The sequence below is a fragment of the Nonomuraea sp. NPDC051941 genome (assembly GCF_044593615.1).
Genome location: NZ_JBIUCF010000037.1, coordinates 18,795 through 38,997, shown reverse-complemented (window position 1 = coordinate 38,997; position 20,203 = coordinate 18,795). Strand labels below are relative to the sequence as shown.

General features: G+C 71.0%; 23 protein-coding genes. 11 read left to right on the top strand and 12 right to left on the bottom strand.

Features of this window, described 5'->3' with window-relative positions; genetic code table 11:
• Positions 1-133 precede the first annotated feature (133 nt).
• Positions 134-1,048 carry an NADP-dependent oxidoreductase gene (locus ACIHFD_RS45130; RefSeq protein ID WP_397372225.1) on the top strand — a complete coding sequence of 305 codons (915 nt, stop codon included), beginning with the start codon at positions 134-136 and terminating at the stop codon, positions 1,046-1,048.
• Here ACIHFD_RS45130 and ACIHFD_RS45125 read toward each other — a convergent pair.
• Genes ACIHFD_RS45125 through ACIHFD_RS45115 form a run of 3 tightly spaced genes read right to left on the bottom strand, consistent with a single transcriptional unit; the run spans position 1,036 to position 3,380 of the window.
• The gene (locus ACIHFD_RS45125; RefSeq protein ID WP_397372163.1) at positions 1,036-1,950 is read right to left on the bottom strand and encodes an aminoglycoside phosphotransferase family protein; all 915 of its coding nucleotides are present in this window, start codon (positions 1,948-1,950) and stop codon (positions 1,036-1,038) included. The two genes, ACIHFD_RS45130 and ACIHFD_RS45125, sit on opposite strands and share 13 nt — an antisense overlap.
• Before the next feature lie 28 nt (positions 1,951-1,978).
• Positions 1,979-2,857: a 1,4-dihydroxy-2-naphthoyl-CoA synthase gene (locus ACIHFD_RS45120; protein WP_355193061.1), complete on the bottom strand. Its 879-nt coding sequence runs from the start codon at positions 2,855-2,857 to the stop codon at positions 1,979-1,981.
• 10 nt (positions 2,858-2,867) lie between these two features.
• Positions 2,868-3,380 (bottom strand): PadR family transcriptional regulator, encoded by a 513-nt coding sequence (locus ACIHFD_RS45115; protein ID WP_350724009.1) that lies wholly within the window; start codon positions 3,378-3,380, stop codon positions 2,868-2,870.
• A 59-nt stretch (positions 3,381-3,439) separates the two neighbouring features.
• Between ACIHFD_RS45115 and ACIHFD_RS45110 the strand changes: the two genes are divergently transcribed.
• Positions 3,440-4,012, top strand: a complete 573-nt coding sequence (locus ACIHFD_RS45110) for a hypothetical protein (RefSeq protein WP_397372162.1) — start codon at positions 3,440-3,442, stop codon at positions 4,010-4,012.
• Here ACIHFD_RS45110 and ACIHFD_RS45105 read toward each other — a convergent pair.
• Positions 4,005-4,337: a helix-turn-helix transcriptional regulator gene (locus tag ACIHFD_RS45105; RefSeq protein ID WP_090938046.1), complete on the bottom strand. Its 333-nt coding sequence runs from the start codon at positions 4,335-4,337 to the stop codon at positions 4,005-4,007. The genes ACIHFD_RS45110 and ACIHFD_RS45105 overlap by 8 nt on opposite strands.
• 87 nt (positions 4,338-4,424) lie before the next feature.
• Between ACIHFD_RS45105 and ACIHFD_RS45100 the strand changes: the two genes are divergently transcribed.
• Positions 4,425-4,595, top strand: coding sequence for a DUF3073 family protein (locus ACIHFD_RS45100; RefSeq protein ID WP_350724005.1), 171 nt, complete (start codon positions 4,425-4,427; stop codon positions 4,593-4,595).
• Here the strand turns inward: ACIHFD_RS45100 and ACIHFD_RS45095 are convergent.
• Positions 4,558-5,826 carry a cytochrome P450 gene (locus ACIHFD_RS45095; protein WP_397372161.1) on the bottom strand — a complete coding sequence of 423 codons (1,269 nt, stop codon included), beginning with the start codon at positions 5,824-5,826 and terminating at the stop codon, positions 4,558-4,560. The genes ACIHFD_RS45100 and ACIHFD_RS45095 overlap by 38 nt on opposite strands.
• A gap of 66 nt (positions 5,827-5,892) precedes the next feature.
• On the opposite strand from ACIHFD_RS45095, the gene ACIHFD_RS45090 reads away from it, so the two are divergent.
• Both ACIHFD_RS45090 and ACIHFD_RS45085 read left to right on the top strand, forming a co-directional pair.
• Complete coding sequence (locus tag ACIHFD_RS45090; protein ID WP_397372160.1) at positions 5,893-6,489, top strand: TetR/AcrR family transcriptional regulator; 597 nt, start codon at positions 5,893-5,895, stop codon at positions 6,487-6,489.
• Positions 6,490-6,563: 74 nt separating this feature from the next.
• Complete coding sequence (locus ACIHFD_RS45085) at positions 6,564-7,130, top strand: NADPH-dependent F420 reductase (RefSeq protein ID WP_397372159.1); 567 nt, start codon at positions 6,564-6,566, stop codon at positions 7,128-7,130.
• Between the two features lie 270 nt (positions 7,131-7,400).
• Here ACIHFD_RS45085 and ACIHFD_RS45080 read toward each other — a convergent pair whose 3' ends face one another.
• From ACIHFD_RS45080 to ACIHFD_RS45055, 6 genes are all read right to left on the bottom strand, one after another.
• Positions 7,401-8,807: an LCP family protein gene (locus ACIHFD_RS45080; protein ID WP_350723999.1), complete on the bottom strand. Its 1,407-nt coding sequence runs from the start codon at positions 8,805-8,807 to the stop codon at positions 7,401-7,403.
• Between the two features lie 134 nt (positions 8,808-8,941).
• Positions 8,942-9,208 (bottom strand): DUF6510 family protein, encoded by a 267-nt coding sequence (locus tag ACIHFD_RS45075; protein WP_185069447.1) that lies wholly within the window; start codon positions 9,206-9,208, stop codon positions 8,942-8,944.
• 11 nt (positions 9,209-9,219) lie between these two features.
• Positions 9,220-9,933, bottom strand: a complete 714-nt coding sequence (locus tag ACIHFD_RS45070; protein WP_397372158.1) for a ferredoxin reductase — start codon at positions 9,931-9,933, stop codon at positions 9,220-9,222.
• Between the two features lies 1 nt (position 9,934).
• A complete protein-coding gene (locus tag ACIHFD_RS45065) occupies positions 9,935-10,534 on the bottom strand; it encodes a sulfite oxidase-like oxidoreductase (protein ID WP_350723995.1) in 600 nt (199 codons plus the stop codon).
• A gap of 19 nt (positions 10,535-10,553) precedes the next feature.
• The gene (locus tag ACIHFD_RS45060) at positions 10,554-11,213 is read right to left on the bottom strand and encodes a response regulator (RefSeq protein ID WP_397372157.1); all 660 of its coding nucleotides are present in this window, start codon (positions 11,211-11,213) and stop codon (positions 10,554-10,556) included.
• Positions 11,210-12,361 carry a sensor histidine kinase gene (locus ACIHFD_RS45055; protein WP_397372156.1) on the bottom strand — a complete coding sequence of 384 codons (1,152 nt, stop codon included), beginning with the start codon at positions 12,359-12,361 and terminating at the stop codon, positions 11,210-11,212. Before ACIHFD_RS45055 ends, ACIHFD_RS45060 begins: the two co-directional genes overlap by 4 nt.
• 166 nt (positions 12,362-12,527) lie before the next feature.
• Between ACIHFD_RS45055 and ACIHFD_RS45050 the strand changes: the two genes are divergently transcribed.
• From ACIHFD_RS45050 to ACIHFD_RS45035, 4 genes are all read left to right on the top strand, one after another.
• The gene (locus ACIHFD_RS45050; RefSeq protein ID WP_397372155.1) at positions 12,528-13,541 is read left to right on the top strand and encodes a carboxymuconolactone decarboxylase family protein; all 1,014 of its coding nucleotides are present in this window, start codon (positions 12,528-12,530) and stop codon (positions 13,539-13,541) included.
• Positions 13,538-13,927, top strand: coding sequence for a hypothetical protein (locus tag ACIHFD_RS45045; RefSeq protein WP_225963822.1), 390 nt, complete (start codon positions 13,538-13,540; stop codon positions 13,925-13,927). Before ACIHFD_RS45050 ends, ACIHFD_RS45045 begins: the two co-directional genes overlap by 4 nt.
• Positions 13,924-15,372, top strand: coding sequence for a multicopper oxidase family protein (locus ACIHFD_RS45040; RefSeq protein WP_397372154.1), 1,449 nt, complete (start codon positions 13,924-13,926; stop codon positions 15,370-15,372). The genes ACIHFD_RS45045 and ACIHFD_RS45040 overlap by 4 nt, the downstream gene beginning before the upstream one ends.
• A 70-nt stretch (positions 15,373-15,442) precedes the next feature.
• Positions 15,443-17,755: a xanthine dehydrogenase family protein molybdopterin-binding subunit gene (locus ACIHFD_RS45035; RefSeq protein ID WP_397372153.1), complete on the top strand. Its 2,313-nt coding sequence runs from the start codon at positions 15,443-15,445 to the stop codon at positions 17,753-17,755.
• 61 nt (positions 17,756-17,816) lie between these two features.
• On the opposite strand, the gene ACIHFD_RS45030 is transcribed toward ACIHFD_RS45035, so the two are convergent.
• Entirely contained in the window at positions 17,817-17,993 is a 177-nt protein-coding gene (locus ACIHFD_RS45030) for a hypothetical protein (RefSeq protein ID WP_364251678.1), read from the bottom strand.
• Between the two features lie 215 nt (positions 17,994-18,208).
• On the opposite strand from ACIHFD_RS45030, the gene ACIHFD_RS45025 reads away from it, so the two are divergent.
• Positions 18,209-18,676: an ATP-binding protein gene (locus ACIHFD_RS45025; RefSeq protein ID WP_397372152.1), complete on the top strand. Its 468-nt coding sequence runs from the start codon at positions 18,209-18,211 to the stop codon at positions 18,674-18,676.
• 119 nt (positions 18,677-18,795) lie between these two features.
• Positions 18,796-20,145, top strand: a complete 1,350-nt coding sequence (locus ACIHFD_RS45020) for a hypothetical protein (RefSeq protein ID WP_397372151.1) — start codon at positions 18,796-18,798, stop codon at positions 20,143-20,145.
• Positions 20,146-20,203 lie beyond the last annotated feature (58 nt).

The following is a 20,203-nucleotide window of genomic DNA, read 5'->3' as shown; positions in this document are numbered from 1 at the left end:
CCCGTTGATGTCCTGACGGACTATATACAGATAAAGCACGACTAAAGCGGAAAGTTCCCGAAAGTCTGGTGACTTTTCCCGGCTTGACCTCCACTTAGGTTGAGGTTGCAGGGTTGGGCTCATGACTGACGTGATGAGAGCCGCGGCCTTCGCCGAACCCGGCGGCCCGGAGGTCCTGAAGGTGATGGAGCTGCCCGTGCCGCAGGCGGGTCCCGGCCAGGTCAGGGTGCGGGTGCGCGCGGCCGGCGTGCAGCCGTTCGACACGGCCGTACGGGCGGGGTGGTTGCCGCCGTACATGGGACCCACGCCCTTCCCGCGCATTCCGGGCAACGAGTTCGCGGGAGTGGTGGACCAGGTGGGCGACGGGGTGACCGGGGTGTCCGCGGGGGACGAGGTGCTCGGGTTCTCGGCGCTGTACGCCTATGCCGAGTACATCGTGGTGCCGGGGACGGACGTGGCGCCCAAGCCGGCGGGGGTGCCGTGGGAGGTGGCCGGCGGGCTGACCTCGGGTGTGCAGACCGCCGAGCTGGCGATCGACGGGCTCGGCCTCGCGGAGGGCGAGACGCTGCTCGTACACGGCGCGGCCGGGTCCGTGGGCACGGCCGCCGTGCAGATCGCCCGGCGGCGCGGGGCCACGGTGATCGGCACGGCCCGCGAGGCCAACCACGACTACCTGCGCGATCTCGGCGCCATCCCGGTGGTCTACGGCGAAGGGCTCGCCGACCGGGTACGCGCGCTCGCCCCGGACGGTGTGGACGCCGCGCTCGACGGGGCCGGAGGTCACGCGCTGGAGGTCTCGATCGAGCTGGTCAAGGACCGCGCCCGGATCGTCACGCTGGTCGAGCACGGCAAGGCGGCCGAGCTGGGCGTCCGGGTGGTGCAGGGGCAGCGCTCCGCCGAGCGGCTCGGGCGCTACGCCCGCCTGTACGCCGAGGGCGCCTTCACGTTCCCGGTACGCAGGACGTACCCGCTGGAGGACGCGGCGGAGGCGCACCGGGAGATCGAGACCGGCCACGGCCAGGGCAAGATCGTCCTTCAGATCCGCTGACGTACGGCCTCGGCGACGGCGAGGCCGATCTCGTTGAGCTCGGTCTCCCCGTCCTTGACGTCCCACAGCGCGTTCTGCAGCACCCGGCCGAGCGTCCACCCGGCCGCCCGCCGGGGGTCGAGGCCGAGCCGGTCCACCATGAGGTCGAAGCGGCGCAGCACGGCCCGCCGCACGTCGCCGGTCGCGACCACGTCGTCCCAGCGGTTGTGCAGGGCGGGCAGCAGGTCGAACCCCGGGTCGCCCGCCAGCGGCTTGGGGTCGATGCTCAGCCACGGCTCCCGGTCGGCGGCCAGCACGTTGTCGTAGTGCAGGTCCCAGTGCAGCAGCCGGTCGCCCGGCTCGGGGACGAGCTCGCCGACGGCGCCCGCGCAGTAGCGGATCCAGTGGCGGTCGCTCTCGCGCGGCAGCTTCGCCACGGCCCTGTCCACGTCGTCCAGCATGGCTCGCGCGATGTCGCCCAACCGGCGCATCCCCTCGGGCGCCCGGTAGGACACCAGGCGGGCCAGGAGGTCCGCGAGGATGCCCAGGGCCTTCATGTCGTCCGGCATGCCGGACAGGGAGCGGTCGGCCTCCAGCCGTTCGAGCAGCAGGGTGCCGGTCCCGGGGTCGGAGTCGAGCAGCAGCACCGACGCGTCACCGGCCCAGGTGCGCAGACCGGGGGCCTCGGTGGCGTTCTCGTCGTTGACGGGCTGGAGCTTGAGCGCCGCCTTCGTGCCGTCCTCGCGTACGACGGGCAGCACGAGGGACACCACCCCGTGCCTGGACTCCCCGTCCAGCCGCAGCGCCCACTCCTCCAGGTAACGCTCGGCCAGCGCGGGCAGCCCCGCGGACCAGGCGCGACCGGCCTCCCCGTCCCATTTCACGTGAGATTCGGTCAATGCCGCCGGCACCTTGATCCTCATGCCCCCCAGTCTGCCCGGGGACGGCGGTTCAGAAGTGCCAGGGGTACGGCGACCAGTCGGGCTCGCGCTTCTGCAGGAAGGAGTCGCGCCCCTCGGCGGCCTCCTCCGTCATGTACGCCAGCCGCGTCGCCTCACCGGCGAACACCTGCTGCCCGACGAGCCCGTCGTCGATCGCGTTGAAGGCGAACTTGAGCATGCGCTGCGCCGTCGGCGACTTGCCGTTGATCTTGCGGCCCCACTCCAGGGCGGTGCGCTCCAGCTCCTCGTGCGGGACGACGGCGTTGACCATGCCCATGCGGTGCGCGTCGGCCGCCGTGTAGGTGTCGCCGAGGAAGAAGATCTCGCGGGCGAACTTCTGCCCGACCTGTCGCGCGAGGTAGGCCGAGCCGAAGCCGCCGTCGAAGCTGGCCACGTCGGCGTCGGTCTGCTTGAAGCGGGCGTGCTCGGCGCTGGCCAGGGTGAGATCCGCCACGACGTGCAGGCTGTGGCCGCCGCCCGCGGCCCAGCCGGGCACCACGCAGATCACGATCTTGGGCATGAACCGGATGAGCCGCTGCACCTCCAGGATGTGCAGCCGCCCGGTGGCCGCCGAGCCGTCGGCGTACTGGTAGCCGTCCTTGCCCCTGATGCGCTGGTCGCCGCCGGAGCAGAAGGCCCACCCGCCGTCCTTGGGCGAAGGGCCGTTGCCGGTGAGCAGCACGCAGCCGACGTCGGTGGTCTGCCTGGCGTGGTCGAGCGCGCGGTAGAGCTCGTCCACGGTCTGGGGGCGGAACGCGTTGCGCACCTCGGGGCGGTTGAACGCGATCCGCACCGTGCCCTGGTCGACTGCCCGGTGGTAGGTGATGTCGGTGAAGTCGAATCCCTCGACCGCCTGCCACGCCTTGGGATCGAACAGCTCGGAGACCATGCGCCAGAGCCTAACGGATCTGACCTTCGGCCCATTCGGCCCACTCCTGCTGGGCCTTGCCCAGCCGCAGGCCGTATTCGAGGCTGATCCGGCCGTACGCCGAGAGGTTGTCCTCGCGGTTCTCGAGGAACTCGCGCAGGCCCTCCAGGTGCTCCACGTGCTTGCGGACGTGTTCGGCCTGGTGGCGGAGGTATCCGCGGGCCTGCTCGGGCGCGACCTGGGCCAGGAAGAACACGCGGAGCAGCATGTCGCTGCGCAGGACCCGGGTCGGCTCGACCTCGGTGATCCAGTGGCGCAGCTCGGCCAGGCCCGCCTCGGTGACCGCGTACTCCTTGCGGCCGCGCGGGCCCTCGGCCGACACGTCCACGAGACCCGCGTCGGCCAGTTTGCCCAGCTCCGCGTAGAGCTGGCTCTGTGTGGCGGGCCACACGTTCGACAACGAGATGTCGAACATCTTCATCAGGTCGTATCCGCTCGCGGGCCCCTCGGAGAGCAGTCCCAGCACGGCGTGTCGAAGGCTCATATTCCTATATTGACATATCAGCACAGGAGGTTCTAGCTTCGACATGTCACTTTAGGAATATGGAAGGACACCCCACCATGCGCGGCCTGCTCGGTTTCCTGCCCTGGATCGTCTACGCGGTCATCGCGACCAGCGACGAGTGGCGCTGGGGCGCCATCACCGGGCTCGTCATCGCCCTCGGCCTCGTCGTCATCGACCGCAGGGCGGGCAAGGCCTGGGACGAGATGGTGATCGAGAGCAGCGCGGCGGTGTTCTTCGCCTGCCTCACGGCGCTGTCGCTGGTGGCCCCGCACTCGCCGCTCACTCCGTACGGCCCCGCGCTGGTCAACGTCTGGCTGGCGGGCACCGCCTGGGGCTCGCTGGCGATCCGCAGGCCCTTCACGCTCGGCATCGCGCGCACGATGGCGCCGAAGGAGGTCTGGGAGACCCCACGGTTCTACCGCGTCAACGCGTTGATCACCACGGTCTGGGCGGCGGCCTTCACCGTCGCCGCGGCCTCCCTGACGCTCGTGCTTTCCGTCTCACCTCACGCGACGACGCTCGTCATCGCCATCAAGGTGCTCACATTCGTTCTGCCCGCCGTCTTCACGGCCTGGTACCCCAAGCGCGTGCGGCAGGCGCCGGCTAAGTGACCTCCGCTCGCAGCTCCGCGAGCAGCTCGCCCTGGTCGGCGAGCATGTCGGTGAGAATCCTGCGGGCAGCCCCGAGCAGGTCGGCCAGCTCGGGTGTGGCCAGCGTGTAGACGACGGTGCTGCCCTCGCGAATCGCGCTCACGATCCCCGCTCTGCGCAGGACGGCGAGCTGCTGGGAGAGGCTCGAGGCCTCGATGTCGATCTGGGCCAGCAGATCCCGGACGGGAAGCGGCCCTTCCTGGAGTAGCTCCAACACTCGGATGCGAGCGGGGTGGCCGAGCGTTCTGAAGAAGTCGGCCTTGGCCTGGTGGACCTCCACGTGCATATAGCCCAGACTAATCCAGCGCAGTTGCATAATTCTTCAAGTCGTAACGTTGTTGGATAGCATGACAGCGGGGACTAGGGAGTAGCCATGGGCCGAGGAAGAGCCAAGGCGAAGCAGACGAAGGTCGCTCGCCAGCTGAAGTACACCAACCACAGCATCGACTATGACCGGCTTCGCGAGGAGTTGGGAGCCGATGCGCGTAGCGAGGAGATCTATCCGCCTACGGCGTCCGAGCAGGAGTCCGAGCGCGCGCAGTGACGCGGGTCAGGTTCGCGGGTGCGAGCGTGACGTTCTTCAGCCGCCTGGCCTCCGGTGCCTGATCGGGCGCCGTGAGCTCCAGGCGGTGCAGTACCTCGCGGATGATGACGCGCATCTCCAGCAGCGCCAGCTGCGCGCCGACGCAGAAGCGCCGCCCGCCGCCGAACGGCATCCAGGCCCTGCTCTGGGGTCCGTCGAGGAAGCGCTCCGGGCGGAACTCGTCGGGTTCGGGGAAGGCGGCGGGGTCGTGGTGCACGAGCGGGATGAACGGTCCGGCGTACCATCCGGCGGGGATCTCGTACTCGCCGAGCCGTAGCGGGGCGTCGAGCATTCTCGGCGCCTCGTAGACGACCGGCCTGACCCGCAGCACCTCCTTGACCACCGCGTCGAGGTAGGTCTCGTCGTCGGGGAGCCGGTCGAGGATCTCGGGCATGCGCAGGAGCCGTTCGAAGGCCCAGGCGAGGCCGGTGGCGGTGGTCTCGTGCCCGGCGAGGAGCATGGTGATCAGTTCGTCGCGGATCTCATGGTCGCCCAGCTCGGTGTCCAGCAGGCGGCCGAGCACGTCGGTGCCTCCTGGCGCGGCCCGGCGGCGGCGGATCTCGTCGAACAGGATCGCGTCCACCTCGGCGCTCACCCGTACGAACCGGGGGTAGGGCCCGAACGGGATCCTGCGGAACCTCTCCGGGAGCATGGGGATCAGCGGGGACCCGCCGGTCTCGATCAGGTGGGGCAGCAGCGCGCGGAGCCGGCTGACGCGCCCGGAGTCCCGGATGCCGAAGATCAACCGGATGATGATCTCCAGCGTGATGTCCTGCATGCGGTCGCGCAGCGCGAACGGCCTGCCCAGCGGCCAGGTCGCGATCCGCTCCGCCGCTATGGCCGCGATGTCGTCGCGGTAGCCGGCGACCTGCTTGGCGCGCAGCGGCGGGTTGAGCAGCTTGCGGTGGCGCCACCACGGGTCGCCGTCGAGCGTGAGGACGGAGTGCTCGCCCACCATGTGCGCGAGGAACTCGCGCCTCGCCTCGCCCGCGCGCCCGCCGCCGTGGTCGGTCCGGAAGACCTGCTCGGCCAGCTCCCCGGTGGTCACGTAGACCTCCGGCGGGAGGCCGGTGAAGCGGACCGTGAAGATCGGCCCGTACTTGCGCCGGAGCCTGGTGAGCATGCCGGGCGCGTCCCGGATGAACCATGCCGTCTGCACCGCCGAGGGAAGTCTCGGCCCTGGAGGAATCATTTCCGACCTTTCCTTGTATACGTACGTCCGTCATAGACGCTTGTATATATCTGTAGCATGGATCACGTGGCACGAACAGAGGCCGGTGGATACCGGGAGAGACTGCTGGCGGGAGCGGTGAGCTGCCTGCAGGAGAAGGGCTATGCCCGTACGACGGCCCGGGACCTGGTAGCCGCCTCAGGCACCAACCTGGCCTCCATCGGCTACCACTTCGGCGGCAAGGACGCGCTGCTGAACGAGGCCCTCGCCGAGTTCTTCGACCAGTGGATCGCCCAGGTCGAGCGGGCGATGTTCAGCTCGGAGCCGGGCAGCGCGCGGGAGATGCTGGAGCGCGCCATGACGGAGCTGGTCGACAGGTTCGAGGAGCTGCGGCCGCAGCTCGTGGTCTTCGTCGAGGGCTACCCGGCGGCGCTGCGCGAGAGCGTGCTGCGGGAACGGCTGGCCGAGTCGTACGCCCGCTGCCGCCGTGCGGGCGCCGACATGGTGCGCCGGGCCGTCGCCCAGTTCGACATCGAGCTGCCGGTGGCGCCCGAGGTGCTCGTGTCGGTGCTGGTGGCCATCACCGACGGGCTGCTGCTGCAGTGGCTGCTCGACCCGGCCGCCACGCCCGATGCCCGGCAGGTCGTCGATTCCCTCGCCGCTCTCTCGTCGCTCATCGCGTAGCAAGCCTCTGACCTGGGGAGGAATGTCACCGGCGGGGTCTGGTGGGTTCCTTTCGGTGACGAGGTGATCAAGACATGCGTGTGTCAATCGTGGGTTCTGGAAGACTCGGCGTGCCTCTTGGCCGCCTGCTGTCGACGGGCGGACACGAGGTGTTCTTCAGCGACGCCGATCCAGGCCGCGTGGAGGCGGCCACGGCGGCGACCGGCGGGCAGGCCCAAGGCGGCACGCCGAGCGAGGCCGCGCGGTTCGGCGAGGTCGTCGTGCTGGCGGTGGGGTGGGAGGCGTTCCGCGCCGTGTCGGCGGAGCTCGACGGCGCGCTCTCCGGCAAGATCGTCGTCGACCCCAGCAACCCGATCGCCGAACGGGACGGCCTGTCCGTGGTGGTCGCCGTCCCCGGCGGGCTCACCAGCCCGCAGTACCAGCAGCACGTGCTCGGGGCGGAGGTGCGGCTGGTGCGGACGTTCAACACGAAGTACTCGAAGGAACTGCTGACGCTGGGGACGGTGGGGCAACGGGGCGGGTCGCGGGCCGACATGCCTTACTGGGGGGACGACGAGGCGGCCAAGAAGGCGGTGGTGCCGCTGATCGAGGACGCCGGCTTCACCGCCATCGACGGCGGCGGCCTCTCCGACGCCCTCTGACCCCCACCACACACCCGGCCACCCGCGAACCGCCCCCGCTCCCGGCCCCGCCACACGCCCCACCCGCAGCGCTGATCGCCGCCCGGGTGCCGTCGTGCGCATTGCGCCGCCGCCCACCGTCCCGCCGACCCGGCGCCGGAGGGTGTCGGCCGAGGTCGGCGAATGCGCGCTTGCCGACGGCGGTTCGGCGGCCCTGGTCTCTCCGCGCGCCGCGTCGGCGGGACGTGGTGCGGTGGGGCTCGGCGCTCTCGTGCGGCGGTGTGCCGGGCGTCAGGTGGCGCAGGTGTCGTGGGTGGCGTCGAAGCCCTTGATCGACTCCGTGTCGTCCGCGCGCAACGGCTTCAGCCCCGTCCAGTCCGAGCCGATCACCAGCACCAGCCGGTTCGTCTGCGCCCCCGCCACCTTCCGCAGCGTGGAGTTCTGGAGGTCGTTGGTGAGGGTGGGGACGCGGGTCTCGCCGTTGGGCCCGTACAGGAGGGTGGTCTTGGCCTGCGGCTTGCGGGCCGAGTCGCCGATCTTGGTGATGTGGTAGCCGCGCTGTTCCAGGGCGGCGGCCACCTGGGTGCCGAGGCCGCTGCGCCAGGTGCCGTTGCGGAGCTCGATCTGGATCTTGGTACGGCCCACCTTGGCCTGGCCGCCCTTGACGCCCTGGACGCTCTGGTCCTTGGCCACGATCTGGAACAGGTGGCCGGCCTGTGGCTGCACCCACTCGACCCGGCCGGGCTGGGTGAGCGAGTAGTGCCAGGGGGTGGTGATGAAGCGGATCTGGCCGGCGTTCAGGCCCTGGAGGCTGGTCGCGAGGTCCTTCATGACGCCGAAGTTCAGGCCGCGGTCGGTGGTCACCGCCTTGGTGCCGGCGTCGAGGATGCCCAGCAGCTTGGCGGGGTCGGTGAGCGTCTCGCCGCTCATGACCTTCTTGACCATCGACGCGATGAACATCTGCTGCCGCTGGATGCGCCCGATGTCCGAGCCGTCGCCCATGCTGTAGCGGGCGCGTACGTAGCCGAGCGCCTGCTCGCCGGTGAGCGTCTGCCGCCCGGCGGGCAGGTGGAGCAGGGCCTTCTTGTCGTTCACCGGCTCGGGCAGGCAGATCTCGACGCCGCCGATGGCGTTGACCATGCTCTTGAAGCCGGTGAAGTCGACCTTCACGAAGTGGTCGATGCGGATGTGGGTGAGCGTCTCGATCGTCTTCCAGGTGCAGGCGATGCCGCCGGAGTTGAACGACTCGTTGATCATGCCCAGGTGCGGCCGCTGGCCGGGCAGGCCGCCGGTGGCGCGGCAGGCGGGGAGCTGGACGAGCGAGTCGCGCGGGAAGCTGACGACCATCGCGTTGTCGCGCTTGGACGACACGTGCACGAGCATGATCGTGTCGGTGCGCTCACCCGCGATGTGGTGACCGTACTTGGCGTTCTTGCCGTCGCGCTGGTCCGATCCGACGACCAGGACGTTCATGGCGGTGCCCGCGACCTTGGGCGGCCGGGTGGCGCCGAGGTCGTCGGCGGTGACGTCGATGTGCTTGACGTTGCCGGTCAGCTTCGCGTAGACGCCGACGGCCACGCCCGCGACCAGGAGGACCACGGTCACGGTGACCGCGATCGTCCAGCGCAGCCAGCGGCGGCGCCGCCGGGGTGGCGCGCTCGGTTCGGACGGGGGCGCGTCGACTAGCCCGCTGCTCACGTGACTCCAGAGGGACGGGGCCGCGGGTCGCCGCCCATGGCCAAGAGCCTCGCCGTACAGATCTCGGCCGGTTGAACCTGCCCGAGTGTACTCAGTCGGGCACCTTCATGAGGAACGATCTGTCCCCAACGTCGTCAGTCGGGCAGGTTAACGCGCAGTGAAACCGTGCCGCGCAGGTCGAGCCAGGCCGTGCCCGGGCCGCGTACCAGCCGGAGGATCACCTCCTCGCAGCCGGGACACCGGGCCACCAGCCCGGGGTCGGGGCCGTACACGCGGAGCGAGGCGACCGGGCCCGCGAGGCCGCAGCTCGCGCAGCGGCCGGTGGCGGCGGTGACGTCCACGGCGAAGATCTCTCCGAGCGGGCCCGCCAGCGCGTTGCCGTCGAGGTGTTCTGCGGTCATGTGAGCTCCCCCTATCCGAAGCGTTCGGTACGGATGCGCTCGGGCGCGTGCCCCAGCGCGAGCAGCAGGTCGGCCGCCGCCTCCACGAACCCCGTCGGCCCGCACACGTAGCAGTCGGGCTCGAAGGTCGCGGGCCAGCCGCCCTCGGCCAGGTCGTCCAGCATGATCCGCCCCGCCGGGCGGGACACGCCGGACGGCGCGGACCTGGTGTAGAGGTAGGAGATGTCGAGCCCCGGGTCGGAGCGGCGCAGCTCCTCGGCGTAGTAGCGGCGGTCCGGGTCGCGCAGCGAGTAGAGCAGGCGGAACGGCACCCGGCTGCCCGCCTGCCTGCGCGCCCTGATCATCGCCATCAGCGGCACGATCCCCGACCCGCCGGCCACCAGCACGACCGGCGCCTTGCTCTCCGGCCGCCAGACGAACCAGCCGCCCACCGGGCCGCGCAGCTCGACCTGGTCGCCGACCTCGATGACCTCGGTCAGGTACGGCGACACCTCGCCGTCCGGCGCGGTCTCCACGGTCAGATCGACGAGGTCGCCGTCGGCGGGGCCGGCCAGCGAGTAGCTGCGCTGCGCGGTGTAGCCGTCCTCGGCCGTCAGCCGCACGTCCACGTGCTGCCCCGCCAGGTGCCCCGGCCATTCGGGCACCCGGAACCGCAGCGTGCGCGCGGTCGCGGTCTCGGTGACGATCTCGGCGAGCTCGGCCGCCCGCCAGGCCAGGCGGCGCACCTCAGTCGCCCTCGTAGCGCTGCTCGCGCCACGGGTCGCCGTAGTTGTGGTAGCCGGCGGTCTCCCAGAAGCCGGGCCAGTCCTCGTTCAGCAGCCGGATGCCGCGTACCCACTTGGCCGACTTCCAGAAGTACAGGTGCGGCACGATCAGCCGGGCCGGGCCGCCGTGCCGCGGCTCCAGCTCCTCGCCGTCGAAGCGGTGCACGATCCACGCCTTGCCGTCGAGGAGGTCCTCGAGCGGGAGGTTCGTGGTGTAGCCGCCGTACGAGTAGATGAGCGCGTATTCGGCGGCGGTCTCGACGTCCTCGAAGAGCACGTCGAGCGAGACGCCCTCCCAGGTGGTGTCCAGCTTGGTCCACTTGGTCACGCAGTGGATGTCGACCGTGGGAGTCTCACTGGGCAGCGCCATGAACTCCTGCCACGACCAGCGGTGGGTCTGCTCCGCCTCGGTGTCGATGGCGAACTCCCACCGGTCCAGCGGCACCCGCGGCGTCGGCCCGGCCGACAGCACGGGGAAGTCGTCGACGAGGTACTGCCCCGGCGGCACCCGGTCGCCGTCCGGCCGGTGCCGTCCGCGGAAACCGCGCGAAATGATGTTCACGCCTCATTTCATCACGCCATCAGCTCTGACGCGGTGTCACCAGGCCCGACTCGTACGCGAAGACCACGAGCTGTGCCCGATCGCGTGCCCGCAGCTTGGTCATGGCCCTGCTGACGTGCGTCTTCGCGGTGGTCGGGCTGATCACCATGTGCGCGGCGATCTCGTCGTTGGACATGCCGCGGGCGACCAGCGCGGTCACCTCGCGCTCGCGGTTGGTGAGCACCTCCAGGCCCTGCGGGTCCGGCTCGGGGCGGCGGGCCACGTACTCGCCGATGAGGCGGCGGGTGATGGCGGGGGACAGCAGCGCGTCGCCGCGGGCCGCGACCCTGACGCCCTGCAGCAGGTCGGCGGGCTCGGTGTCCTTGACCAGGAACCCGCTCGCGCCCGCCCTAAGCGCGTTGAAGACGTACTCGTCGAGGCCGTAGTTGGTGAGGATCACGACGTGGACCTCGCTCAGCCGCTCGTCGGCCGCGATGTGCCGGGTCGCCTCGATGCCGTCCATCACCGGCATCTGGACGTCGACGAGCGCCACGTCGGGCAGGTGTTCGAGGGCGAGGGCGAGGGCCTGCTCGCCGTTGGCGGCCTCGGCCACGACCTCGATGTCGTCCTCGGCCTCCAGCAGGGCGCGGAAGCCGCCGCGGATGAGTGCCTGGTCGTCCACGAGCAGCACGCGGATCACGTCGGTTCCCCCAGTGGAAGCTCTGCGCGTACGGTGAAGCCGCCCTCCGGGCGGGGCTCGGCCCGCAGCCGGCCGCCGAGCGCCGTGACCCGCTCGCGCATGCCGAGCAGGCCCACGCCGGGCACGGGCGGCGCGTCCCTGCTCGCCAGGCCGTCGTCGTCCACCTGCACGACCAGCTCGTCGCCGCCGAAGTCGACGCATACGGACGCCGCCGCCCCGCCCGCGTGCCTGGAGACGTTGGTGAGCGCCTCCTGGACGATCCGGTACGCGGCCCGGTCGACCTCGGGCGGCAGCTCGTGCCGTACCCCCGAGATCGTCACCGTGGCGGCCAGCCCGGTCGAGCGGGCCCGCTCCACCAGGTCGTCGAGCCGGTCGAGCCGGCTGTCCTGCGCGCCGGAGCCGTCCGGGGCGTCGGTGTCGCGCAGCACCTCCAGCGTGGCGCGCAGCTCGCGCATGGCGTCCCCGCTGGCCTCCTGGATGGCCAGCAGCGCCCCGGGTACGTCCTCGCCGCGCTTGCGGGCCAGGTGCACGGCCACGCCCGCCTGCACCTTGATGACCGAGATGCTGTGCGTGAGCGAGTCGTGCAGCTCCCTGGCGATCCTGAGCCGCTCCTCGCCCGCGCGCCGGCGCGCGACCTCCTCGCGGGTGCGCTCGGCCTCCGCGGCCCGCTGCTCGACCTGCTCCAGGTACGCCTGCCGCTGCCGGGCGACCGTCGCCGTCACCCCCGACGCCAGGAACCAGCCGAGCAGCAGCGTCGTTCCCTGGACGATGTCCTTGGGACTCTGCCCGGTGGCGGTGGCCAGGTTGATCGCCAGGCTGACGCCCAGGAACACCGCGCTCGCCAGCGCGGGCAGCAGCAGGTGTCCGGCCCATACCGCGGCGAAGACCGCCATCAGCACGGGGAAGGCGGCGGGCGGGCCCGGCTGGGCGTGCACGGAGAAGACGAGCATGCTGACCGTGCCGACGACCAGCGGCACCAGGGGCGCGCGGCGCCACGCGACGAGGGAGATCGAGCCGACCAGGACGGCGGCCAGGTCCAGGGCGCCCGCCTGCGGCGTGACCAGCACGGTGGCGGCCAGCATGACGGCCACGACGGCGGCGAGCGCGCTGTCCACGGCGAGCGGGTGCCATCCGCGCAGAAAGGTCATCTCTGCACATTAGAGCCTTGACCAGGGCACAATCCTCGCCGCCTGGATGTAATTCCGGACTACTCCCGGCGAAGTACTCCGCACGAAGGTGCTTCCGGGGCGGTAGGTGCATGAGTCAACCACGGCACGATGCCCCGAGGCCTGAGAAATACCACGATGTCCGGCTATGGAGACACAGTTCCGTTATGTCACGCCGGTGCAGCCGCAGGCGGCGACCGGCCGGGTGGCCCAGGTCTACGCGCAACTCGCGGACGACTTCGGCATGGCGCGCATGGCGGTCTTCCTGACGCTGTCGCCCGCGCCGGACGTGCTCGCCGCGACCTGGGCCACGCTGCGCGAGTCGCTGCTGGCCGGGGCCGCGTCCAGGACCGGGAAGGAGGTCGTGGCGCTGGGCGTGTCGATGGCGAACCGGTGCCCGTTCTGCGTGGCCGCGCACACGACGCTGCTGCACGCGACCGGCGACCACCGGCTGGCGGAGACCATCGCCGCCGGCGGCACGCCCGACGACCCCGAGCACGCCGCGCTGCTGGCCTGGGCCACGTCGCGGCGCGGCGGGGCGCAGATCGGGCCGGAGCACGTCGGCACGGCGCTGACCTTCCACTTCATCAACCGCATGGCCTCGGCACTGCTCACCGAGAACCTCCTGCCCGCGAACCTCCAGAAATCGCGCCTGGTCAGGAGCGTGGGCGGCCGGGTGATGGCCCGTACCGTGCGCAGGCGGCTGACACCGGGCGCGAGCCTGCCCCTGGTCGCGGACCTGCCCGCGCGGCCGGAGCCCGCCTGGGGCGCCGGCACGGCCGTCGGTGCCGCCTACGCCGCGCTGCGGGCGGCCGGAGCCGCCGGTGGGGAACTGCTCGGGGACGCCGCCCGCGCCGCCGTGGCGGACACGGTGGCGGCCTGGGACGGGGAGCACCCGCCCATGGGCGGCGCCTGGCTGGACGCGCCGCTCGCCGAGGTTCCGGCGGGGGAGCGCGCCGGGGCCCGGCTGGCCCTGCTCGCCGCGCTCGCTCCGTACCGGGTGACCGACGCCGACGTGGCCGCCTGGCGCGGCTCGCGGCCGGACGAGGACCTGGTACGGCTCTGCGCGTTCGGTGCCGCCTCGGCCATGGAACGCATGGAGACCTTCATCACCGCTGGGGAAGCCCTCCCTGCGCGAACACTCCCGGGAGATCGATCATGACCGCGCAACAGACCCTTGCCGTCCGGCCGGCGACCTGGCCCATGTGGGCGCTCAAGGTCGTGGCGCCCCTGCACGCCGTCGCACTGCTGTTCCAGGCGGTGGCGGCGGGCCTGCTGCTCTCCACGCCCGGCGGCCGGGCACTGCACATGGCTACGGCCGTCGCCCTGCTCGTCATAGGGATCGTCCATGTCGTCGCGGCGATCCTTGTCCGCTGGCCCGGCGGTGGGAAGGCCAAGTTCATCCTTCCGGCGGTGATCCTCCTGGTGGCCACGGTGGTGCAGGCGATTCTCGGAGTCGCTGGGCTGAAGGTCCTGCACGTGCCCTTGGGGGTGCTGATGTTCCACGGAGGCGTCGAGCAGCTCAACCGGGTCATGGCGCGGCAATGACCCACACGCGACGCGACGTGCTGCGGCTGCTGGGACTGGGTGCGGTAGCGGTGGCCGGGGTGCCGGGCTGCTCGCTGATCGCCGGCACCCCGCAGCCGCAGCTCCTGACGAGCGCGGCGCCGCTGCCCAGGCCGTACGCGGTGCCGCTGCCGGTCCCGGAGACGGCCAAGCCGGTGCGCAGCGCGGGCGGGGCCGACTTCTACGAGCTGACCGAGCGGGCGGTCGAGGTGGAGGTGCTGCCGGGCCTGCGTACCGGGATCTGGGGGTACGGGGGCACGTTCCCCGGCCCGACCATCGAGGCGCGCGCCGGGCGACGGACCGTCGTGAAGCTGGTCAACCAGCTCGGCGAGCCGACCGTCCTGCACCTGCACGGCGGGCACACCCCGCCCGAGTCCGACGGCTTCCCCACCGACCTGGTGGCGCCGGGGGCGTCCCGCGAGTACGTGTTCCCGCTGGAGCAGCGGGCCGCCACGCTCTGGTACCACGACCATCGCATGGACTACACGGGGCCGCAGGTCTGGCGCGGGCTGGCCGGGATGTTCCTGGTGCGGGACGCGGAGGAGGAGGCGCTGCCGCTGCCCGCCGGGGAACGCGACCTGCCGCTGCTGATCTGCGACCGGTCGTTCGCCGCCGACGGCACGATGCTGTATCCGGCGCTGGAGGGCCGGCCCGGGGTGCGGGAGGCGTACATGGGGGGCGTGCTCGGGGACGTGATCCTGGTGAACGGGGCGCCGTGGCCCGAGCTGCGGGTGGCCAGGGCCCGGTACCGGCTGCGGCTGTGCAACGCCTCCAACGCCCGGACGTACGAGCTGGCTACCGGCGGGCCGCTGGTCCAGATCGGCTCCGACGGCGGGCTGCTGGCTCGGCCGCGTACGGTGCGGCAGCTCCGGCTGGCTCCCGGCGAGCGGGCCGACGTGGTGGTCGACTTCTCCGCGTACAAGGTGGGCCAGCAGGTCGAGCTGCGGAACCTGGCGGGGGAGGGCGCGCAGGCGAAGGTCATGCGGTTCGCCGTGGATCGGGACGAGAGGGACGAGTCGTCCGTGCCGGAGCGGCTGTCCACGGTGGAGGTGCTCGATCCCGGGAAGGCGAAGGTGACGCGGGACTTCGAGTTCAGCAGCGGGGGGATGGGGTGGCTGATCAACGGCAAGCCGTTCGACCCCAAGCGCATGGAGGCCAGGCCCAGGCTCGGGGACATCGAGGTCTGGCGGCTGACCAGCGACGTCGCCCATCCCGTGCACCTGCATCTCGACCACTTCCAGGTGCTGACGGTGAACGGGGAGCGACCGCAGGGGCCGCCCGAGTGGAAGGACACCGTCGAGCTGCGCGAGGCGCAGACCGTCGAGATCGTCACCAGGTTCACCGACTATCGGGGGCGGTACGTGCTGCACTGCCACAACCTCGAACACGAGGACATGGCGATGATGGCGGCCTTCGAGGTGGTATGACCCGGCGTCGGTCCACCGGGAGGGGGTGGGGTCATCGACAGCCGGGGCGGGCGCGCTCAGAATCGGGACCATGGGTGAGCCTTATGTCGGCGCCAGGACGCCGCGGCGGGAAGACGCCAGGTTGCTGACCGGTCGAGGCAGGTACGTCGGGGCGGTGCGGCTGCCGGGAACGGTCCACGCGTACGTGGTCCGCAGCCCCATCGCCCACGGGCGGCTGCTCGGCTGCGACGCCAAGGCGGCCTGGGCGGTCGAGGGCGTGCTCGACGTCATCACCCCCGGCGACGCCCCCGACCTGCGCCTGCCGTGCGTCCACCTGTCCCCCGGCCAGCGGTTGCAGTCCTACCGGGTGCTGGACGACGCCATCAGGTACGCGGGCCAGCCGCTCGCGCTCGTCGTCGCCCGCACCCCCGAGGCCGCCAGGGACGCCGCCGAGCTCGTCGACCTCTCGCTGGACGAGCTGCCCGCGGTGGTCGGGACGGAGCGGGCGATGCGGGACGGGGCCCCGCTGCTGTATCCGGAGTGGGGCACGAACGTGCTCACCGACTTCACGATGGGCGACGAGGACTGCGCCGCCTTCGTCGAGGGGGCCGCGCACGTCGTGGAGCTGACGTTCACGATGGGCCGCGTCTCGCCGCACCCCATGGAGCCGCGCGGCGTGGTGGCCTCGTACGCCGACGACGAGCTGACCGTGCACACCTCCTCGCAGGCGCCGCACCAGGTGCGCGAGCACCTGGCGGAGGCGTTCGGGCTCTCCCACGACCGGGTACGCGTCATCAGCCGCGACACGGGCGGCGGGTTCGGCGGCAAGGAGCACGTCTATCCGGACGAGGCGCTCATCTGCCTGGCCTCGATGCGCCTGGGCCGGCCGGTGAGCTGGTCGGAGTCGCCGGGCGACCGGTTGGTCGCCACGCTGCCGGCGCGGGCCGCCGTGCACCGGGGGCGGCTGGCGCTCGACGGGGACGGGCGCTTCGTGGCGATGTACGTGGACCTGGTCGGCGACATCGGCGCGCACCCCTCGAACGTGGGCGCGTCGACCTTCGCGGTGACGGCCACCCTGCTGCCGGGGCCGTACCGGTTCGACCGGGTGGCGGTACGCGTGCGCGGCGTCGTCACGAACACCACGCCGACCGGCTCCTACCGCGGGTTCGGCCAGCCGGAAGGGAGCCTGACCAGGGAGCGGCTGATCGACGAGGCGGCCCGCAGGCTGGGGATCGACCGGGTCGAGCTGCGGCTGCGCAACATGCTGGGGCCCGGCGAACTGCCGTACACGAACCGCGTCTACCAGCGCTACGACTCCGGCGACTACCCGCACGCCCTGCGTACCCTGCGCGACCTGGTCGCCCCCGTCGAGAAAGACCTCGTCGAGAAGGCCGACGGGCGCAGGCGCGGCATCGGCTACTCCTGCCATGTGGAGACCACCGGCATGGGTCCCTCGAAGGAGTTCAGGGACGCCGGCATCCAGGCGGGCGGCTACGAGTCGGTGTTCCTGCGCATGGAGCAGGACGCGTCCGTGGTCGTGTCGTCGGGGGTGGTGTCGATAGGGCAGGGCATCGAGACGGCGCTGGCCCAGCTCGCGGCCGACCGGGTCGGGGTGCCGATCGAGCGGGTACGGGTGGTGCTGGGGGACACGGCGGCCACGCCGTACTCGTCGGTCGGGTCGATCGCCAGCCGCTCGCTCGTGGTCGGCGGCGGGGCGCTCACCCGGGCCGCGGAGCGGCTGCGCGGCAAGCTCGTGGCCCTGGCCGCGCACCGCCTGGAGGCGGCCCCCGACGACCTGGAGATCGCCGACGGCGTGGTGCGGGTGAAGGGCGACCCGGCGGCGTCCCTCACGCTGCGGGAGCTGGCCACGTCCGCGTGGCGCGGCTGGGACCTCCCGGACGGGGTCGAACCGGGCCTGGAGGAACGGGTCAGCTACGACCCCGACGCCTACACGTTCGCCTACGGGGCCCATGCGGCCGCCGTGGCCGTGGACCCGGAGACTGGTGCCGTCGAGGTGGAGCGCTACTGGGTCGTCAACGACGCCGGGGTGCTGGTCAACCCGGCCGTCGTGGAAGGCCAGATCCGCGGCGGCGTGGTCCAGGGAATCGGCCAGGCGCTCACCGAGGAGATCGTCTACACCCCCGAAGGCCAGCCCATCACCGACTACTTCCTGCCGACGACGCGGGAGGTGCCGGACATCGAGGTCGTGATGCTGGAGACGCCGTCGCCGCTGACGCCCGGCGGGATGAAGGGGGTGGGGGAGTCGGGCACGATCGGCCCTCCGGCCGCCATCGCCAACGCCGTGGCCGCCGCGCTCCCGGAGATCGCCGGCCGGATCACCGACGTCCCCTTGACCCCGTACTCGCTCTGGTCCCTGCTCGCGGGGGTGGCCGAGACCTCGTGAGCCGGTCGCGTCGCCGGGCCTCGGCAGCGGCGACGCGAACAGGGCCCTCAGGAGCCAGTGGTCATGGCCGGACCCACAGGATGTCCTTCAACTCCTTGCCCGCCCGCGACAGCGCCTGCTCCAGCGCTTGCATCCCCGCGGGCTTGGGCTTCGGCGGCGGCTCTCCACGCCGGCCCGGCCGCCGGGCCGCGGCGGGGGGCTGGGAGTCGATCTCGGGTGTGTTCTCGTCAGTGCTCATGGCAGGGCCCATACCCGGGCCCATACCCGTCGTTTCGGGCGGCGGTTAAAAAGAATTGCGATTTCTCACCGAAGATTCGACCCAAAAGGCCTTCCCGTGCGTACAGGTTTCGACGGCCATGTACGTCGACCCAAAGGCAGGCTCTCTTGTTGAGTGAAACGCGCATTCGCTGTCCCTCTGTCCCGGAAGCCCGGCAAACACAGGAAAGAGATGCCATGACCACGCTGCGATCAGCTCGTCGGAGCCGGATGCAGTACGTGTGGCCGCTGCGCGAGGATGTCCGGACGGTCGGCCACGCACGGGCGATCATCCGCGAAGAATTGTCGGCACTCTCCCTTTGTTCGGATCTCGTTGACGACGCCGTCCTCATGGTGAGCGAATTGATCACCAATGCTCTGATGTACGGTGACGGCCCGTACGAACTGGCCCTGCACATCGACGCGAAAGAGATCATGTGCGTGGTCGTGGACAGCAGTCCGCTGCTACCGGAGCCCGCCCCGCCGGACGATCGGGCCGAGCACGGGCGGGGGCTGCGGATCATCGCCAGGCTCTCCGACGGGTTCTACGGCTGCCATCCCCAGCGCTACGTCACCCACCCCGATCTCGTCGGCAAGGCCACCTGGTTCGCGCTGCCGCGCAGCGGGGCGCCCGGCAACGTGGTGCCGATCAGGGCCGGGACCTAAACCTCCGATTTGAGTCAGGAAAAATCGGGACTTTCCGACTAAATCCGGTTAATGTGTCAGCCGCAAGCCGGGGATGATCTTCGTTGCGTGACGGAGCCCCGGCAGTTCTGGAGGCTGAAATGTCAGGCTGGAACTTGCGGACCGGCGCGTCGACGGCAGCGCTCGCGCTCGTCACCACCACGCTAGCCACGACCGTGACCACGGGTACCGCATCGGCGGACGCCGCCGTCTTCTACGTGGACTCCGTCAACGGCAACGACTCCGCCTCAGGCACCTCGGAGGCCACCGCGTGGAAGACCCTCACCAAGGCGACGGCGGCGAATCTGCCCGAAGGCGCCAAGCTGTTCTTGAAGCGCGGCAGCAGGTGGAAGGGGCAGCAACTCGCGATCACCGAGTCGGGCACGGCGGAGGCCCCGATCGTCGTGGACACCTACGGCACGAGCAGCGCCAGACCGATCGTCTCCGGGGACAACGAGGCGTGCGTGAGCCTGGACGGCGACCACATCGAGGTCTACAACCTCCAGGTGGGAGTGCCCCAGGACGACGGCCGCTGTTCGTGGGCCGGCGTGAAGGTGACGGGCAATGACAACGTCGTCGAGCGCAACTACATCACGGGCGCCGCGGCCGGGGTCTACATCGCGCCGAAGGCGCAGCGTAACGCGGTGACGGCCAACGATTTCATCGACAACAACTTCATGAGCAAGAACACCGAGGAGCCGGGCAACGACGACTCGGGCGCGTTCGCGATCCTCGTCCAGGGTGACAACTCCGACATCGGCTGGAACGAGTTCCGCGGCTCGATCGCGACCAGCTACGACTACGGGTTGGACGGCGCGGCCGTGGAGATCTTCCTCGGCTCCGACAACCGCATCCACCACAACATCTCGGTGGACAACGAGACCTTCACCGAGCTCGGCACCAGCCACGGCGTCGACGAGAACGGCGACCCCGAGGACCCCGACGGCACCTCGGGCAACGTCTTCGAGTACAACGTGATCACCGGCCCCAAGACCGGCGCGGCCCTCGTCACCCGCGGCCCGCAGGAGCCCGGGGAGGACCCCGACCCGAACGGACCCGTGTTCGGCACCGTGTTCCGCAACAACTCCGTGTACCTGCCCCAGGCGGGCTCCCAGGGTGTCGTCTGCGACGCCGGCTGCACCAACGCCCACCTGTCGATGTCGCAGAACATCATCCAGGTCACGGCCAAGACCGCCTACGGCCCGAACGTCACCGACAGCCACCACAACGTCTTTTTCGGCGCCTCGCAGCACCAGATGGGCGGCCACGACAACATCACGGCCGACCCGCGGTTCAACCTGTCGAACACCGCCAACCCGCTGAGCCTGCGTGCCGGGAGCCCGGCCATCGACTTCGGGATCACCAAGTTCAGCGACAGCGACGTGACCGGCCGGGCCATCGACGGCAGTGACGGCGCGGTCGACGCCGGAGCGTACGAGTACGACAAGTAAGTCCCTGCGATTTGTCGCCACCGTCCTCTACTCTCCGGGGCAAGTGATCAAGCCCGGC

Coding starts and splice junctions, on each gene's coding strand:
- ACIHFD_RS45025 (WP_397372152.1), top strand. CDS start 18,209: ATGACCACGCTGCGATCAGCTCGTCGGAGCCGGATGCAGTACGTGTGG.
- ACIHFD_RS45020 (WP_397372151.1), top strand. CDS start 18,796: ATGTCAGGCTGGAACTTGCGGACCGGCGCGTCGACGGCAGCGCTCGCG.
- ACIHFD_RS45120 (WP_355193061.1), bottom strand. CDS start 2,857: ATGGTCTCCGAGCTGTTCGATCCCAAGGCGTGGCAGGCGGTCGAGGGA.
- ACIHFD_RS45115 (WP_350724009.1), bottom strand. CDS start 3,380: ATGAGCCTTCGACACGCCGTGCTGGGACTGCTCTCCGAGGGGCCCGCG.
- ACIHFD_RS45095 (WP_397372161.1), bottom strand. CDS start 5,826: ATGATTCCTCCAGGGCCGAGACTTCCCTCGGCGGTGCAGACGGCATGG.
- ACIHFD_RS45055 (WP_397372156.1), bottom strand. CDS start 12,361: ATGACCTTTCTGCGCGGATGGCACCCGCTCGCCGTGGACAGCGCGCTC.
- ACIHFD_RS45105 (WP_090938046.1), bottom strand. CDS start 4,337: ATGCACGTGGAGGTCCACCAGGCCAAGGCCGACTTCTTCAGAACGCTC.
- ACIHFD_RS45075 (WP_185069447.1), bottom strand. CDS start 9,208: ATGACCGCAGAACACCTCGACGGCAACGCGCTGGCGGGCCCGCTCGGA.
- ACIHFD_RS45035 (WP_397372153.1), top strand. CDS start 15,443: ATGGGTGAGCCTTATGTCGGCGCCAGGACGCCGCGGCGGGAAGACGCC.
- ACIHFD_RS45130 (WP_397372225.1), top strand. CDS start 134: ATGAGAGCCGCGGCCTTCGCCGAACCCGGCGGCCCGGAGGTCCTGAAG.
- ACIHFD_RS45100 (WP_350724005.1), top strand. CDS start 4,425: ATGGGCCGAGGAAGAGCCAAGGCGAAGCAGACGAAGGTCGCTCGCCAG.
- ACIHFD_RS45110 (WP_397372162.1), top strand. CDS start 3,440: ATGGAAGGACACCCCACCATGCGCGGCCTGCTCGGTTTCCTGCCCTGG.
- ACIHFD_RS45125 (WP_397372163.1), bottom strand. CDS start 1,950: ATGAGGATCAAGGTGCCGGCGGCATTGACCGAATCTCACGTGAAATGG.
- ACIHFD_RS45050 (WP_397372155.1), top strand. CDS start 12,528: ATGGAGACACAGTTCCGTTATGTCACGCCGGTGCAGCCGCAGGCGGCG.
- ACIHFD_RS45045 (WP_225963822.1), top strand. CDS start 13,538: ATGACCGCGCAACAGACCCTTGCCGTCCGGCCGGCGACCTGGCCCATG.
- ACIHFD_RS45085 (WP_397372159.1), top strand. CDS start 6,564: ATGCGTGTGTCAATCGTGGGTTCTGGAAGACTCGGCGTGCCTCTTGGC.
- ACIHFD_RS45030 (WP_364251678.1), bottom strand. CDS start 17,993: ATGAGCACTGACGAGAACACACCCGAGATCGACTCCCAGCCCCCCGCC.
- ACIHFD_RS45040 (WP_397372154.1), top strand. CDS start 13,924: ATGACCCACACGCGACGCGACGTGCTGCGGCTGCTGGGACTGGGTGCG.